At 45.1% G+C, this 15,649-nt stretch carries 16 protein-coding genes and 1 other RNA gene; 9 read left to right on the forward strand and 8 right to left on the reverse strand.

The annotated features are described in order from the left end of the window. Positions 1–27 precede the first annotated feature (27 nt). The 4 genes from FS818_RS02730 to FS818_RS02745 form a co-directional block, all read right to left on the reverse strand. Positions 28–1,377, reverse strand: a complete 1,350-nt coding sequence (locus FS818_RS02730; RefSeq protein WP_145329380.1) for an MATE family efflux transporter — start codon at positions 1,375–1,377, stop codon at positions 28–30. A 270-nt stretch (positions 1,378–1,647) separates the two neighbouring features. Beyond that, positions 1,648–2,838, reverse strand: coding sequence for a putative glycoside hydrolase (locus FS818_RS02735; protein ID WP_145329383.1), 1,191 nt, complete (start codon positions 2,836–2,838; stop codon positions 1,648–1,650). Positions 2,839–3,001: 163 nt separating this feature from the next. After that, the gene (locus FS818_RS02740) at positions 3,002–3,190 is read right to left on the reverse strand and encodes a hypothetical protein (RefSeq protein WP_174812284.1); all 189 of its coding nucleotides are present in this window, start codon (positions 3,188–3,190) and stop codon (positions 3,002–3,004) included. A 173-nt stretch (positions 3,191–3,363) separates the two neighbouring features. Next, the gene (locus FS818_RS02745) at positions 3,364–4,185 is read right to left on the reverse strand and encodes a YitT family protein (RefSeq protein WP_145329385.1); all 822 of its coding nucleotides are present in this window, start codon (positions 4,183–4,185) and stop codon (positions 3,364–3,366) included. 304 nt (positions 4,186–4,489) lie between these two features. Here FS818_RS02745 and cshA point away from each other — a divergent pair, with 304 nt between their 5' ends. The 4 genes from cshA (at position 4,490) to FS818_RS02765 (ending at position 7,937) form a co-directional block, all read left to right on the forward strand. After that, a complete protein-coding gene (cshA, locus tag FS818_RS02750; protein WP_145329388.1) occupies positions 4,490–6,067 on the forward strand; it encodes a degradosome RNA helicase CshA in 1,578 nt (525 codons plus the stop codon). A 201-nt stretch (positions 6,068–6,268) separates the two neighbouring features. Further along, entirely contained in the window at positions 6,269–7,087 is an 819-nt protein-coding gene (locus FS818_RS02755; protein WP_145329391.1) for a YesL family protein, read from the forward strand. 51 nt (positions 7,088–7,138) lie between these two features. Beyond that, a non-coding RNA gene (gene ssrS, locus FS818_RS02760) (6S RNA) lies at positions 7,139–7,329 on the forward strand. Between the two features lie 215 nt (positions 7,330–7,544). Beyond that, complete coding sequence (locus FS818_RS02765; RefSeq protein WP_145329394.1) at positions 7,545–7,937, forward strand: DUF1499 domain-containing protein; 393 nt, start codon at positions 7,545–7,547, stop codon at positions 7,935–7,937. 75 nt (positions 7,938–8,012) lie between these two features. Here the strand turns inward: FS818_RS02765 and tpx are convergent, their stop codons facing one another. Further along, positions 8,013–8,531, reverse strand: coding sequence for a thiol peroxidase (gene tpx / locus FS818_RS02770; protein ID WP_090924731.1), 519 nt, complete (start codon positions 8,529–8,531; stop codon positions 8,013–8,015). A 149-nt stretch (positions 8,532–8,680) separates the two neighbouring features. On the opposite strand from tpx, the gene FS818_RS02775 reads away from it, so the two are divergent. Next, the gene (locus FS818_RS02775) at positions 8,681–9,307 is read left to right on the forward strand and encodes a rhomboid family intramembrane serine protease (protein ID WP_145329397.1); all 627 of its coding nucleotides are present in this window, start codon (positions 8,681–8,683) and stop codon (positions 9,305–9,307) included. A 72-nt stretch (positions 9,308–9,379) separates the two neighbouring features. Next, positions 9,380–10,291, forward strand: a complete 912-nt coding sequence (locus tag FS818_RS02780) for a glutamate biosynthesis transcriptional regulator GltC (RefSeq protein ID WP_145329400.1) — start codon at positions 9,380–9,382, stop codon at positions 10,289–10,291. 53 nt (positions 10,292–10,344) lie between these two features. Here FS818_RS02780 and FS818_RS02785 read toward each other — a convergent pair whose 3' ends face one another. Together FS818_RS02785 and FS818_RS02790 are read right to left on the reverse strand one after the other, a co-directional pair. Then, a complete protein-coding gene (locus FS818_RS02785) occupies positions 10,345–11,025 on the reverse strand; it encodes a zinc metallopeptidase (protein WP_090924734.1) in 681 nt (226 codons plus the stop codon). Between the two features lie 26 nt (positions 11,026–11,051). Then, positions 11,052–11,480: a MerR family transcriptional regulator gene (locus FS818_RS02790; protein WP_090924759.1), complete on the reverse strand. Its 429-nt coding sequence runs from the start codon at positions 11,478–11,480 to the stop codon at positions 11,052–11,054. A 351-nt stretch (positions 11,481–11,831) separates the two neighbouring features. Here FS818_RS02790 and FS818_RS02795 point away from each other — a divergent pair, with 351 nt between their 5' ends. Genes FS818_RS02795 through FS818_RS02805 form a run of 3 tightly spaced genes read left to right on the forward strand, consistent with a single transcriptional unit; the run spans position 11,832 to position 15,090 of the window. Continuing rightward, positions 11,832–13,229 (forward strand): ammonium transporter, encoded by a 1,398-nt coding sequence (locus FS818_RS02795; protein ID WP_145329402.1) that lies wholly within the window; start codon positions 11,832–11,834, stop codon positions 13,227–13,229. 38 nt (positions 13,230–13,267) lie between these two features. Further along, positions 13,268–14,356, forward strand: a complete 1,089-nt coding sequence (locus FS818_RS02800) for a DUF294 nucleotidyltransferase-like domain-containing protein (RefSeq protein ID WP_260989771.1) — start codon at positions 13,268–13,270, stop codon at positions 14,354–14,356. Continuing rightward, entirely contained in the window at positions 14,353–15,090 is a 738-nt protein-coding gene (locus tag FS818_RS02805) for an exonuclease domain-containing protein (RefSeq protein WP_145329405.1), read from the forward strand. The genes FS818_RS02800 and FS818_RS02805 overlap by 4 nt, the downstream gene beginning before the upstream one ends. Here the strand turns inward: FS818_RS02805 and FS818_RS02810 are convergent. After that, positions 15,076–15,582 carry a M67 family metallopeptidase gene (locus tag FS818_RS02810; RefSeq protein WP_145329408.1) on the reverse strand — a complete coding sequence of 169 codons (507 nt, stop codon included), beginning with the start codon at positions 15,580–15,582 and terminating at the stop codon, positions 15,076–15,078. The genes FS818_RS02805 and FS818_RS02810 overlap by 15 nt on opposite strands. Between the last annotated feature and the right edge of the window lie 67 nt (positions 15,583–15,649).

Consider the following 15,649-nt stretch of genomic DNA (forward strand, 5'->3'; position numbering starts at 1 on the left):
AAAACATGTTTGGATAACGCAGTTTGCTTATGCTTGAAGGGAAGCTTGCTTTTGCACCCGGAACAGTCTCCACAACAGCGCTGTGGCTCCCGCTGCGAGCCCGGCAATGAGACCAATCCAATAACCAAATGCGCCAAGTGAAGTATAAGTTGCTGTGAAATAACCAACGGGCAGACCGATAATCCAATAAGCGACAAAGGTAATGATTAATGCAGGATTGACATCTTTGTATCCTCGCAATGCCCCTTGCGTAGGCGTAGCAATGGCGTCGGAAATTTGGAAGAAAATCGCATAGATCAGAAAATGCTGCGTTAGTGTGATTACTTCCTGTTCATTGGAGTAAATTCTCGCAATCGACTCTCCGAACACCAGCAAAATGATCGCTGTAATCAGGGAAAGCCCAATAGCTCCCCCGATTCCGAGCAAACTATACTGTTTGGCGTCTTTAAGCCGGCCTGCACCATTTTCATAACCAACCAGAATGGTGAGTGCCATACAGATGCTCACAGGTAACATATACAGCGTGGAAGCAAAATTCAGTGCTGCCTGATGGGCCGCTATCGTGACCGTATCGAATCGGCTCATCAGCAAGGTGACCGCAGCGAAGATAGACGTTTCAAAAAAGGTTGCAAATCCGATCGGCACACCGATGGTCAGGAGTTCCTTCCATTTGCTGAGAGAGATCCGTGACCATTGACGGAAAATAGAATACTGGGCGAATGGCTCCATACGATGGGCGAAAAACAGGCTGATCAGAAAAATAAGCCAATATGTACATGCTGTGGCTACACCTGCGCCGACGCCACCTAATTGTGGGAAACCCCACCGCCCAAAAATGAGCAGATAGTTCAGTAAAATATTAACGGGTAGCGAGACAAGTGTGATGAGCATGGTAACACGTGTCTGCCCAAGTGCATCCATAAAACTGCGAAGAACCGTATATCCAAACAGAGGCATAATGCCAAAAGCAAGCGCACACAGAAAATAAAACGCTACATTTGCAACATGCGGCTCCAGAGGCATGGCGTTTAAAATGGGACTCAGCAATAAAGCGCCTGCTCCTAGCACAATAAGACCTACAGCAATGCCCAGGTAGAGCGCCTGAATGACGCTGCGTCCGATCTGATTGTGTTGCTTGGAGCCGAGCAGGTGAGAGACAACGGGGGTTATCCCCATTAAAATCCCGCTAAGTCCGGTCTGCACGGGCATCCACAGGCTTGTGCCTATAGCGACTCCTGCCAGATCAGCTGGTGAAAATTTGCCGGACATATTCGTATCGAAGAACGACATGGCCGAAAGCGCAATCTGAGTGGTGAAGATGGGCAAAAATATAATCAGGAACTGTTTGATTTTTTGCGGAAAGCTCGATGTGTTCATATTCACTTAAGGTGCCTCGCGATCTATATCGTTATCATGCTGATGTCATATCAGACAGCTATTAATTCTAGAGGATTTTTACGAATTTGAACAGTGCAACTGGAGAAGGGCATGAAGCAGGAGCATAGTACCTTAACAAATATCTAGGATATTAAAATAAAAAACCTCGCTCCCGCTTTAAACGGGACGAGGCTCGAGATTATGGAGTTCATGACCAAATCTGCGGTCAGATGAGTTCGAACGAATAAAATTCTATAAGTGCAAATAAAGTTATTTGTATTGCACGCCAGGAGTATAGCGATTGGATGCATTCCATAGCAAATATTCATCAACATTCATTTCTTTCATCGCCTTAATCTGATCTTCGACCTGTTTCTTGCCGTATTTGATATAATGTCCGCTACCCAGCCAGCTTGCGGTAAAATCCTGAATCCATGGCCGAATGATCGGTTTGAGTTCTTTAGTAGGTTCCAGCTTCTTATGTGTATCCTTCATAGAACCTTTAATTGTAGTGTAGGGGTCTTTGTCAGGGTCCTTCACACCATACCAGCCGGTAGAATAATGACTTGGATAGACCATAGGCGAGATGACATCCACGTTTTCCGATATTTTCACAAAATCCTGACCAATACCTTCGGCTGCCGGCACAGAGGCTGCATATCCAAAAATATCTACCGAAACTCGGACACCAAGAGGTGCGAGCTCTTTACGTGCGTATTGCACAAATTCGGCGACAACGTCAACGCGTGATTGATCGGTCTGTGTGTACTTCAATGTATCTGCACGTGTTTCAAATCCCTCGGGAAAGCGAACGTAGTCAAACTGAATTTCCTTGAAACCGAGCTTCGCCGCTTCTTTGGCAATTTCAATATTATAATCCCATACCTCTTTGCTGTAAGGATTCACGAAACTGTCCCCTTTACCGTTGGCCCATACTGAGCCGTCCTTATTACGAAAGGATAGTTCGGGGTTCTTTTTTGCTAGAATGGTGTCCTTAAATACTACGACCCGTGCGATAGGATACACCTTGTGTTTCTCTAATCGTTTCATCAAGGCATTGATATCCCGAATAAAAGGTTTTGCTTCGCCCATTTGTTTCACTGCTTTGTCTGTGGATGGATATGTGATATACCCGAGATCATCCTTGATATCAATAACCATAGCATTTAGTTCTGTCTGATCGGTCAGCTCGAGCAGTTGTGCCATTCTTGCGCCACCAGCACTGTACGCTGTGACGTATATGCCTTTAACAACAGGAGCATCGGGTTGCGGATCGACTTTGGCAGGGGGATTGTCAGCATCAACGGCGACTTGTTCTTTTTGTGATTGGATAACGGCCGTGTTAAAACTGTTGCTTAACGAGGCGAACTGACTATTATTGCTATGACTTAGATCCGAAGCTACCGACGTTCCTCCAAAACTCCCCAAGGCCATTGCGAACAAGGCCCATAGTATGTTCATACTTTTCCACTCCCTTTATGTACATTCCATACTTGAATTATACAGCAAAGCCTCCGTGCTTTTAACCATATTAATCCTTTTATGAAACATGTGGGAAAAATGAAAACCGCTCCCTGACTGAGGAATACCTCGTCAAGAAGCGGCGTAAACGATCTGAAAAAAATTATTGAATATACACATCATTCTGATGCTCACAAATACTGTACTGAATGATTTCCATTGCATCTCCCTGTTCCAGGATGCCCAGCCCATCCCGGAGAACAATCAGTGAGTCGAGTTCATTCGGTTTCAAGAAAGGGAGCATTTCAGGGCACCATTTGTTGACAATCTCAAACAGTTTTACCGTTTCCATATCCACAATAATCACCCTTTCCTACTCGAATTCCAAAATGGTAAGTCATTCGGCGCGAATCGGGAAAGCATATGGCTTTGTGAAAAGTAAAGGTCAGAACCTGCTTACAACATATTTAAGAGCGGTGCACCATTATTATACCACAAACTTGCGAATTGTTAACGGGCGGATGTCTAACTGCGGCGGAATGAGCCCATCACGCCTACGGTCTCCACGATGTTAACAAATGCTTTTGGATCGGTTTCTTTGATGATGCGTTTGATCTCAACCAGTTCGTAACGGGTAGTCACAGTCATTAACATATCCTTTTCAATGTCGGTATATGCCCCTTGCGTTTTAATTTTTGTGACGCCACGAGGACGGGTCAGCAGTTTTTTCAGCATCGCTTCGGTTTCATTGGTGATGATGTAAAGCGTAACCTTGACGTGACTGATATGGATGAGATCCAGCACTTTACCTGTAACATAGATCGAAACCATGGAGGCCAGAGCGATGTTCCAGTTATTATTCAGGTAACCCGCGAGCAAAATGATCGCTCCGTTCATACCCGCCATGACAGTGCCGATCGGGAAATCACGATTTCTAGTGAAAATGGAACCGACAATATCCAAGCCTCCAGTAGAGCCACCGACTCTAAAGGAGACACCTGTACCGATTCCAACCAGCACCCCGCCGAAGACACAGCTTAGAAGTGGATCGGTTGCTACAGCAGAAACAGGCAGCAGTCCAATAAACCAGGAAGTGGCTGCTACCGACACAATACTCAATATAATGAAACGTCGTCCAAGAATAAACCAACCTGCAATGAGCAGAGGGATGTTAAGAACAAAATACATTATACTAAGATTCAAATTGGTAAAATAACCTAAAAGCATGGAAATACCGGATACTCCACCGCTCAGAAGCTGATGGGGTACCAAAAACCAGTTAAAGCCGCAAGCAATTGCTGCAGCACCCAAAATGATCACCAAAGAGTGCCAAATTATTTTGGGCAATTTAATCACCTCATTTTTATTTAAAACCAGATTGCTGGTAATCTTGAATAGTTTTATGATATAATGATTTGTGGATATTCTTGAGTAGGAAACTTTTCCCAAATCGAAAGCTAAAATTTGAAATGTTTCAAACACGTGATTGTAGTTTTAGTCTTATGTTGGGGACCCATTCATGGAATTATGTTCGTTCGTGAAAATAATTCGTCCCGTTGGGATACCCTATAAATATTAACGCTACTTAAGAATACAGACAACAAAGTGGATTGTCCACCATGTCCACCATATAAAAGGAGTATGAATAATTTTGACAAATTTAAATTTCTCAGATTTCAATCTTGAACCACTGGTGTTGCAAGCCATCACTGAGCTCGGGTTTGAAGAAGCAACACCGATTCAATCCAAATCAATTCCAATTGCGCTTGAAGGTAGAGATTTGATCGGTCAAGCTCAAACAGGTACGGGTAAAACCGCAGCATTCGGTATCCCGTTGATCAGCAAAATCTCCAAAACGGATGATAAAATCCGCGCCCTCATTATGGCACCTACACGTGAACTTGCGATCCAAGTCGCTGAAGAGATCGAAAAACTTACTCGCTTCAAAGGTCTGCGCTCCCTGCCAATCTACGGCGGACAAGATATCGTACGCCAGATTCGTGCATTGAAAAGAAAACCACAGATTATCATCGGTACACCAGGACGTCTCCTTGACCACATCAACCGCAAAACAATCAAACTTGATGATGTACAAACTGTTGTATTGGACGAAGCAGATGAAATGCTCGACATGGGTTTCATGGAGGATATTCAATCGATCCTGAAACAAGTTCCAGACGACCGTCAAACGATGCTGTTCTCTGCAACAATGCCTCCTAACATTCAAAAATTGGCTCAACAATTCTTGACTAATCCAGAACACGTTTCTGTTATTCCTAAACAAGTCAGCGCTCCGTTGATTGATCAGGCTTATATTGAAGTACCTGAGCGTCAAAAATTCGAAGCTCTTAGCCGTTTGCTGGATATGGAATCCCCAGAATTGGCAATCGTGTTCGGACGTACAAAGCGTCGTGTTGACGAATTGGCTGAAGCTTTGCAAAAGCGTGGATATTCCGCTGATGGTTTGCATGGTGACTTGTCTCAGAACCAACGTGATACGGTAATGCGTAAGTTCCGTGATGGCAGCATCGATGTACTCGTTGCAACAGACGTGGCAGCGCGTGGTCTCGACGTATCTGGCGTAACACACGTTGTGAACTTTGACCTTCCGCAAGATCCGGAAAGTTATGTTCACCGTATTGGCCGTACAGGTCGTGCGGGTAAAGAGGGTGCGGCATGGTCTTTCGTAACTCCGCGTGAGATTGATCACTTGCACTTCATCGAGCGTGTAACACGTCACCGTATTCCGCGTAAACCGTTGCCTACAATGGCAGAAGCGGTTGAAGGAAAACAACGCGTAACGGCTGAACGTCTCCTGGAGATCGTACAATCCGGCGAGTTGAACGAATACAAAGGTATTGCCATTCAAATGCTGGAGCAATATGATTCCGTACAATTGTTGTCCGCAGCTTTGAAACTCCTGACAGGCGACAAAAAAGATGCTCAGGTTGATCTGACTCCTGAAGATCCAATCCGTGCTAAACGTCGTAGACCAGATGTTCGTTCTGGTGGACGCAAGCCATCAGGTTACAGCGGTAACCGTAGCGGTGGCGGTGGTGGTTATAACCGTGATCGCAACAGCAGTGGTGGTGGACGTGGCGGTTACAATCGTGACCGCAACAGCAGTGGTGGAAGCGGAAGCAGAGAAGGCGGCTACAACCGTGATCGCAAACCGCGTCCAAGCAATAATGAAGGACGTCGTCCGGCTAGAGACAACTCTTTCGAATAAGTGTAACATTTAATTAGGATGGGGCAGGAAGCTGCTCCATCCTTTTTACTTTGTAAAAATACATAAACTTTCCATTTATTAGAACGATCAGGCTTGCCTAAAGTGATCTACTTTCGGGAAGTGCTGGCTTTTCCTATATATAATAAGGTATATTAATATTAGAATTCAGGTTAGACGCAAGGTGCGGAGGAGGAGAAATGTTTGGAATTTAAAGGAGCTATGGGCGGGCTTTACCGGCTGACAGAATGGATTACAAGACTGGCCGCAAGCAATCTCTTGTGGGCGATCTGTTCTTCACCGTTCTTGTTTTTCATGATTATGAAGCTGCTCGTCATGCAACAGAATCTCGCGAACGAATCATTACAAATGAACTGGGCTATAGCCATTGTGGCACCGCTTACACTGTTTCCGGCGACCTCAGCTTTGTTCACGGTTGTTCGTAAATGGAATATGGGAGATACGGATGTGCCGATCTTCCGTACATTCTTTACAGGTTACAAGGAAAACTACAAACAAAGTTTAATCGGGGGTATTTTTTACACCCTGCTGTTCGCAATCATGTATCTGGACTATACGGTTTATATGACGCAGTTCCGTAACATGCAGCTGGTTGGCATTATTATGCTTGTGTTGTTGTTATTATTGTTTGTATCCTTGTTTAACTTTTTCTCTATGGTTGTACATTACCATATGTCGATCGGCCTTATTATCAAAAATGCAGTTCTGTTAACGTTGATTCGACCTTTCCGTGTGTTTTCCACATTACTTGGAAGCGGGTTGCTGTTCTATATCGGATTGCGTTATCCGGTGCTGTTTATCTTTTTCATTATGAGCATCGTGGCCTGGTTTGCGTTCTTTAACTTCTATGCAACCTACAACAAAATGCAGGAGCAGATGCAAAAGATCCAATTGCAGAAAGAGGAAGAAGAGGCAGCTGCTTTGGCTGAAAAATCAGGAGAACAGGACGAAGCACAGCGTTCTGAACCTACTGAAAATAAAGAGTTTACACAGCAAAAATAAAACATGTCTGTATGGCATTTACTTTTTACAAAGTTAGGGATATAATAAGTGTACATCCTGCGATGTACGTTTCGGTTATTCGTTGTTTTGAACCAATGATGATGTCTTCGGGAGATTAATACAAAGTGTTGCTGAAAAGCCCTGTCTATACGACATGGGGACTTCAAATGCATTTTTGCAGTCACCCACCTGCCAAGCAGGTTCATAAGACAATGTAGCCGGACGGCATAGGCGGGTTTCTCATCTTACAATGTACAGCACCCTGACTTTTCCTTTTTTATGAGGAAGCCAGGGTGTTTTTATGTTGATTTTTGGTTGGGTATAATGAATGATTTAATTCTGGTTATTGTTGATCCTAGTATTTTTGTTAAATATGATGCTTACCCTTTTGTTACTACTTGAACAATGTTACACTAGAATACATAATGGAACGGTTACACTCAAAGGAGGAAGGGTCTTGACCTTAAAGAGAACGCTCGTCGGTATCATCCGAAGTATGGAGGGGACCAGCGATCGAGCCAAGGATCCCAAATTAAAAACACGCTATTACAATTTATCCAAAGAAAAAGCCTGGGAAGAAGTATCTTCGACACTTAAAAAAATTCCGGGGTATAAAGTACTGCATGAAGTGCATTCTGTAGGCGAGATTATATTGGAAAAACGCACGACGTTTGGGCGTACAATGGATATTACGGTTTCCATTATTTCGGTGAGTCCTGTACGAAGTGCAGTAGATATGTACTCTGCTTCCCGCGGTTCATTGGGGGATCTCGGTTCCAACTATCGTACGATTATGCACTTGTTCTCCGTACTTGATAAAAAGCTCGGCAAGTATAAGGCGAATGAGTGAAATAAATGATGAAATAATAAAAAGCGAGAGAAGGATGACCTTCCTCGCTTTTATTCTGCAATGACGCAATTTGTTTTACAGCAAAGCTTTTACCGCAGCAATGGCTTGCTCGAAGTTAGGGGAGTCTGTCATTTCAGGCAGGTACTCCACATATGTAATTTTGTCTTCGGCATCCAGGACAAAAATGGAGCGCATGTCCAGTTGGAATTCTTTGATCAGAACGCCGTAGTTTTCGCCGAAAGAGCGTGTTTTGTAGTCGGAAAGGGTAACCACGCGGTCAACACCAGCCGCACCGCACCAACGTTCCTGTGCAAATGGAAGGTCTACGCTTACGGTCAGAACAACAACATTCTCACCGAGTTCAGCTGCCTCAACATTGAAGCGGCGAGTCTGAGCATCACATACGCCAGTGTCCAGGGAAGGAACAACGCTGATTAATTTAATCTTGCCTGCGAAGTCTTTCAGAGATGCATCTTCAATCAAGTTTTTGCTCACAGTGAAGTCAGGTGCTTGATCGCCCACTTTCAATTCAGGTCCGATCAATGTGATAGGGTTGCCTTTAAATGTGGCTGCGCCTTTACGTTCTTGTGTCATAAATAATGTTCCTCCTTATAAATTGGTGATCCGTGCCAAAATCCATTATAATCTTTTATGAAAGACGTTGTCCAATCCGGGCATGTATTATTGTGATGGATTCAAGAAATAGGTCTGATTTTAACAGGGTGGAGTGAAAGTGAAAATCTATGATATTTATCCGTTATGAAAATTGGAAAGATTATTTGAAGTTCTTCCCTTTGACGTCGATTCTTTTAATTGCGAATGTTGTTATGTTTATCGTAGTAACGCTTAATGGGGGGGCTAGAAGTGTTCCGACTTTGTTTCATTTTGGAGCATTAATTAATGACGGCGCGTACGTGAACGAGTGGTGGCGTTATGTAACAGCGATGTTCCTTCATGGGGGTTTTGACCATCTGTTGTTCAACAGTTTTGCGCTCATTGTATTTGCTCCTCCTTTAGAGCGATTGCTTGGGTCTGTGAGATATGGCGTATTGTATCTAGCGGGAGGTGTAGTAGGGAACATTCTGGCCATTGCATGGTACAAATCGATTGGTGAGCTTACCATTTTGTTAGGGGCGTCTGGCGCGATCTATGCCGTCTATGGTGCGTTTCTCTACATAGCGCTGTTCCAACGGAACATAATGGATGAGACTTCTCGCAAAACGTTGTATACGTTGTTGCTGTTCGGTATCATTTTTTCCGTTGCGGTTGCAAACGTCAGCTGGATGGCCCATTTAGGTGGTTTGCTCGGTGGATTCTTTATTTATGGTTTGATTATTCGTTTATGGAAACCTCGGATTTTTAGGCAATAGGTAGAATGTTCTCAAGATGTAATGTACGGTGAACGATATAGTAGGGTATAACAGATTGGAGCGATCAGGCAAGTGGAATTAAGACAGTTGCATTATTTTCTGAAAGTTGCTCAAAAGGAACATGTTACACAGGCGGCGGAAGAGTTGCACGTGGCACAGTCTGCGGTCAGCAGACAGATTCATCAGCTTGAAGAAGAGCTTGGTGTAGATCTTTTTATGCAAAAAGGGCGGAATTTGCAGTTGACTGCGGTAGGACAGCTTTTTTGCAAACGGGTTGAAGGTATTTTGAAGGATCTCGACAAAGCTGTAGGTGAAGTGCATGAGTTTCTTGACCCGGAGCACGGGGAGATTCGGATTGGCTTCCCACATAGTCTGGGGATTCATCTTATTCCTTCGGTAGTGGCGGCTTTTCGCCAGAAGTATCCGAATGTGAAATTCAGATTTAAGCAGGGGATGTACCCGACATTGATCCGGGATGTGTTGTCAGCTGAAGTGGACCTTGCTTTCATTTCGCCGTTTCCGGAAAAACATGATCAGGTTGCTGGTGATATTGTACTGACTGAGGAGTTACATGCCATCTTGCCGCCAAATCATCCGCTAGCGGGAGAAGAGACGATTGCGCTGGAGCAGTTGAAGGATGATAAGTTTGTCTTGTTTAGCAAAGGTTACTCCCTGCGGCCAATTGTGTGGCATGCCTGCCTGGAAGCCGGATTTACACCGAAAATTGCCTTTGAAGGCGAGGAGACCGATACGATTCGTGGTTTGGTAGCGGCAGGTATGGGTGTAAGTCTGTTGCCAGAAATGGCTTTATTCCAGACGAATCCCTTGCAGCCTGCGCATGTGGCGATCTCTCAGCCGAAAGTAACCCGAACGATTGGGTTGATTCACCGTGCAGATGATAAGTTGCCACTCGTTGCTCAGTCTTTCCGCTCATTTTTGCTTCATTATTTCGGTTTACAACAAAACAATACCCCATCCGAGTAACGGTGGGGTATTGTTTTTATTTATTTAACTTGTTCATTGGGTATCTGCAACATTTAGTCCCGGCTATTAAAGATTCCGATGTAACGAATCAATTCAAGTAAAGAGATCAATGCAGCGGCAACGTATGTCAAAGCTGCGGCATTCAAGACTTTGGCAACACCTTTTTCTTCTTCGTTACGGATATATCCTTCAGATACCATTATCTCACGTGCTCGATTGCTGGCATTGAATTCGACCGGTAATGTAATCAACTGAAATGCGACAGTAACAGAGAAGAAGATAATGCCGATTCCGACCAGGTTCATCGCGTTAAAGAGGAAGCCTGCAATTAACAGAAATGGTGCGAGCCCAGAGGCAAAGTTCACAATCGGAAAAATCCGGTGACGCAATGCGAGCATAGGATAACTTTCCTTGTGCTGAATGGCATGGCCGACTTCGTGACACGCGACGGATAATGCCGAGATGGACTTTTCGTAGTACACAGGTTCTGACAAACGTACAACCCGATTGATCGGATCGTAGTGGTCGGAGAGTGAGCCGCGAACCGGTTCAATCGGCACATCGTGCAGGCCGTTAGCATCGAGCATATGGCGGGCTGCATCGTAACCGGTCATTCCGTTCTGGTTTGGTACTTCGGACCAACGTCTAAAGGTGCCCTTAACGCGAAATTGCGCCCATAACGAGAGCAAAAAGGCGATGATAATCAATACGAACATACCGTTATTAAAACTCATATCCATTCCTCCGCTTTCATAATAAGCTACATCATGGTGTTTTCAAGCAAGATTTTTAATGCCTCCATTGTACCCGCGCTTTTGGTGAGGAGTCCTGCCATCATCTTGCGTGCTTGTACAGGTTTCATCTCTCCAAGCAATGGTTTGAGTTCATTGACCTCTCGCTCAAGTTGCTGCACATGAAGTTCAAGTGTTGTCAGTTTGCTGGCTACTTGTTCTTCTGTACTGACCAGACGCCACTTTTCAAGAGATTGTTTAATCTCTTCGAGACTATACTTCTCTTGTTTCATCTGTACAATACGTTCAAGTCTGGTTAAGGTTTCATGACTATAAAGACGATAATTTTTTTGGGTGCGTTCTTCGGGAGCGATTAACCCGAGCTTTGTGTAATAGTCAATTGTCCGTTCGCTTACACCAGCCGTTTTGGCGAGTTCGCCAATTCGAAAAAGTTTCATATCCCCAATGATATTCACCTCGCTTGCAAGTTCAAATGTAGGGAAATGTAGTTTCCACAAGCGCTTCAATGTACACGCTCAATTTTTCTTACTAATAAGTATGATACATGATCATGAACCGTACAGTCAAACGTTATGCTTTAGAAGATAGCTTGCTTTATTCCTATATCTATGTACTCAAAGTGTGTGAATATGTACTTAAGTGCAAGAAAAAGACGTAAGACTTTATTCCCATAAAATATTTTCGAAAATGATAAAAATACTCTTGTCAACTTTCCTTACTTCTGCTTATAATGACATTAAGAGTTTCATGATATGTAAAGAAACATAACACAAGAGGGAGTGGGGCAAATGAGAAAGAAATGGTTGGTTTCAATGTTAGCAATGCTTACTTTGCTGGCTTTTCCGGTGAGTGCATTCGCTGCTGCGGAGGGTCCAAGTACTATTGAGCTTCAAAGTGGTTTGAACTCGGCATTTACGTTTCTAGCTGTAGTGCTGGTGTTCTTTATGCAAGGGGGATTTGCACTTCTTGAAGCGGGTTCGACACGAATGAAAAATGCAGGACACATTGCGGGTAAGACGATCCTGACATTAGGGATTTCAGTTATTGCTTTCTGGGGCCTTGGTTTTGGCCTAGGTTTTGGTAACGGTAACGGCTTCTTTGGAACAACCGGTTTCTTCATGAGTGGAGACAACATGGCGGCTTCCTTTGAATCACTCGCTTTCTCCGATGTTCCATTAACAATTAAATTTGTTTTCCACCTTGCATTTGCGGCTGTCTCCCTGGCTATTGCCTGCGGTGGTATGGCAGAACGTGCAAAGATGAGCGTATATATCGTGTTTGGTACACTGTATACCATTATTATGTATCCGGTCGTTGCTCACTGGGTATGGGGCGGTGGCTGGCTCGCAGAGCTGGGTATGCAAGACTTCGCGGGTTCAACAGTAGTTCACTTGACGGGTGCAACAGCCGCGTTGGTAGCTACCATCTTGCTGAAACCTCGTATCGGTAAATATAACAAAGACGGCAAACCTAACATCATTCCTGGTCACAACCAAGTCTATTCCGTACTCGGGGTCATTATCCTCTGGATTGGTTGGTTCGGCTTCAACCCAGGTAGTACGTTGTCTGCAATGGGTGAAGGATTCTTCGGGTATGTGGCACTGACTACAAACGTGGCTGCTGCTGCTGGTGGTGTTGCCGCACTGTTGATCTCCTGGGCAGTTCTCGGAAAATCAGATATCCCTAGTATGTTGAACGGTGTGCTAGCTGCACTCGTAGCCATTACAGGTGCTTGTGCTTTCGTTGAACCTTGGGCGGCTCTGGTTATTGGTGCACTGGCAGGTATCATTACATTCTTCACAGCTCAATATTTCGATCGCAAAGGTATTGATGATCCGATCTACGCGTTCTCTGTACACGGTATCGCTGGTATGTGGGGGGCTATCTCCACAGGTTTGTTCGCAACACCTGAACTTGCTGAGAAAGTAGGCGTAGGTCAAGCGGGTCTGTTCTATGGCGGTGGATTCCACCAGCTGGGTGTTCAATTGTTAGGTCTTGTGGGAGCATTTGCCTTCGTACTTGTCATGTCCTTCATCATTCTTGGCGGTATGAAAGCTGTAATGGGCATCCGTGTTACGGAAGAAGAAGAGACAATGGGACTTGATCTTAGTGAACACGGGACGTATGGATATCCTGAGCAAATGAAACATGCAGAATCCAAATCAGGTGGTACATTCAGCTCCTGAGGTAAATCAAGATTGAAATTGCTTCAAGGAGGCTGGATATGATGGAACCTATCTCAATAACAAACCTTTCCTGGTCCTATAAAGGGATCGATGGTGCATCTTCTGCACATGAACTGCGCCAGGCACGTGTTATTTTGCAGAGAGAACTCCAGAAATCAATGTCCGCTTCCTTGTCGCTGGTCGAATGGTACGAGATGGTAAATGAACTGCATGACCGCATTGCACGGAAAGCAGTAGAGTTATGCATTCAGGGGATGGTAGAGGAGGGCTTCGGCCAGCCTCCCGTCCCCTATGCCTTTATCGTATTTGGAAGCTCCGGCAGGGAAGAAGCGACATTATGGAGTGATCAGGATAATGGCATGATTATCAGCGATGCTCCGCATGCAACAAAAGAAGAGTATTTCAACGAACTGGGAAACCGTATTGCGGATCTATTGGAAGAGCTGGGTTATGCCAAATGTGAGGGCAAGGTGATGTGCTCGGAATCGCTTTGGCGAAAAACACTGGCGGATTGGAAAAAGCAATTGCTCGAATGGAGTTCCGACTTAAATTGGGAGCCGGTGCGTAACCTGATCATCGCTTCCGATATGCGTTTTATTACAGGGGAGGAGAGTCTGGCAGAGGCTTGGCTTACGAGTTTTTATGAACAGTTTCGCCGGGTTCCTGAGCTCTCTGATGCAGTGCTACGTAATACGGTAAAACATAAGGCGACATTAAATATAATGGGGCGTGTTGTTACAGAGCGATTTGGTGAACATGCGGGCGGTTTTGATGTCAAATATGGCGTATATATTCCGCTCGTTAACAGCGCCAGATTTCTGGCTTTGCAGCACGGGATTCAGGAATCATCGACGTTAAAACGTATGGAGAGGCTGAGTTCGCTTGAGGCCATTCCTTTTCAGTTAACGGACACATGCCAGCGTGCATTTACGTCAGCTTTGAAGCTACGTCGAAACACACCGGTTGTTATACGTGAGGATTTGCAACAGAGCAGTGGCTTTTTGGATGAGAAACAGATGAAGCAGAAGCAAACTCATTATGAATTGAGAGAGACACTTGGATTGGTTAAGCGAGTGCATCGTGCATTGCAAAGACAGTTACGTTTTGCAGAAAGGAGACGTCCATGAGAGAGCCGGCAAGGGGCAGTTCGGGGTTTTGGAATTCGCTGCGTCAGGGAGGGGTTCCTTCCGCCATCGCTTCCATTATGGGAGCCCCTACGGCGCAACATATGGCGTTTATCCGTTCCATGATGAGGGAGCAACGTAGACCGGAAGTGTTGCATACCCCTCTGGGTGAACTGGATGCTGTTGTTTTTGATCTGGAAACAACAGGTTTTTCCCCCCAGCATGGAGACGAAATTTTGTCCTTTGGTGCAGTTCGTCTTCGAGGTGGCGTTGTACTAGAAGAGGAACAGTTCTATACGCTGGTTCAGTCGAAAACGGCGGTGCCGAAACATATTACCGAACTCACCGGGATTACGCAACAGATGACAGAGGAGGCGCCTACATTGCTTCAAGGATTGCATGATTTTATGTCCTTTGTGGGTGGGAACGTACTGGTAGCCCATGCGAGTGCGCATGACCGGGCATTCCTCAATGCAGCGTTGTGGCGAACCTCCAAAGTCAGGCTGACCCATCGTTTAATTGATACGATGATGCTTGCCCGCTGGCTTGAACCTTCGAGAACGGGATACGGGCTCGATGAATTGCTTGAATCCAGGGGTATTCCGATCTATGGGCGGCATCATGCGCTTGAGGATGCTAAAATGACGGCGCAGTTGTGGTCGTACTATCTTGAGGATATGCAACGCAAAAATATAGAGACCTTGGGTGATCTTTACACCCAATTAAGTCATGCTTAACGTTAATGGGATTAAGCTGTAAGGGGACAGCGGAAACGAAGCCTCGCTGCTTTGCTGCGCTTCAATCGATATAATCTGATAAGCGTTCAGAAGCATAGGCGATTCGGAGTCTTCTGAAGCTGAAACCGAAAGAACAGGTGAACCAATCAGATATGTGTGTAACATGCCCGCGAAGTTCGGGAGGGCTTGCAGGTCCTCTTGCGAAGGAATGGGCAGTGTACACGGATGGGTATGGAAAATGCCAACGATCGTAACGTCGGAGAAAAAACATTGAATCCATTCCGATTGATCCAGCGAGAAGTGATGCAGCGGGTCAGGCGCTACGTTACGAATGGGCTGAAACCGACTGATTCGTATGCCGCCCGCTGCGGATTCACCCAGCACAACCCCGCAGGCTTCTTGTGGCAGTGAAAGATGCATGTGCCTGGACATTTCTCGTTCCACCGAGCGAGGAAGGGTTAAGGTATTTTGTTGCCCGTGAAGTGCTGCCATTTGTATTCACCCCTCTCTCTTTTGGCTCCTGCTTGATGCAGGAGTCCTTTTTATTTTATTTTGTTCG

This window comes from Paenibacillus xylanexedens (assembly GCF_007680605.1).
GTDB lineage: Bacteria > Bacillota > Bacilli > Paenibacillales > Paenibacillaceae > Paenibacillus > Paenibacillus xylanexedens_B.

Bases quoted from the DNA above. Each gene is read 5' to 3' on its own strand.
- FS818_RS02730 (WP_145329380.1), bottom strand. From the start codon at position 1,377: ATGAACACATCGAGCTTTCCGCAAAAAATCAAACAGTTCCTGATTATA.
- FS818_RS02735 (WP_145329383.1), bottom strand. From the start codon at position 2,838: ATGAACATACTATGGGCCTTGTTCGCAATGGCCTTGGGGAGTTTTGGA.
- FS818_RS02740 (WP_174812284.1), bottom strand. From the start codon at position 3,190: ATGGAAACGGTAAAACTGTTTGAGATTGTCAACAAATGGTGCCCTGAA.
- tpx (WP_090924731.1), bottom strand. From the start codon at position 8,531: ATGACACAAGAACGTAAAGGCGCAGCCACATTTAAAGGCAACCCTATC.
- FS818_RS02775 (WP_145329397.1), top strand. From the start codon at position 8,681: ATGATATTTATCCGTTATGAAAATTGGAAAGATTATTTGAAGTTCTTC.
- FS818_RS02785 (WP_090924734.1), bottom strand. From the start codon at position 11,025: ATGAGTTTTAATAACGGTATGTTCGTATTGATTATCATCGCCTTTTTG.
- FS818_RS02790 (WP_090924759.1), bottom strand. From the start codon at position 11,480: ATGAAACTTTTTCGAATTGGCGAACTCGCCAAAACGGCTGGTGTAAGC.
- FS818_RS02795 (WP_145329402.1), top strand. From the start codon at position 11,832: ATGAGAAAGAAATGGTTGGTTTCAATGTTAGCAATGCTTACTTTGCTG.
- FS818_RS02800 (WP_260989771.1), top strand. From the start codon at position 13,268: ATGATGGAACCTATCTCAATAACAAACCTTTCCTGGTCCTATAAAGGG.
- FS818_RS02805 (WP_145329405.1), top strand. From the start codon at position 14,353: ATGAGAGAGCCGGCAAGGGGCAGTTCGGGGTTTTGGAATTCGCTGCGT.
- FS818_RS02810 (WP_145329408.1), bottom strand. From the start codon at position 15,582: ATGGCAGCACTTCACGGGCAACAAAATACCTTAACCCTTCCTCGCTCG.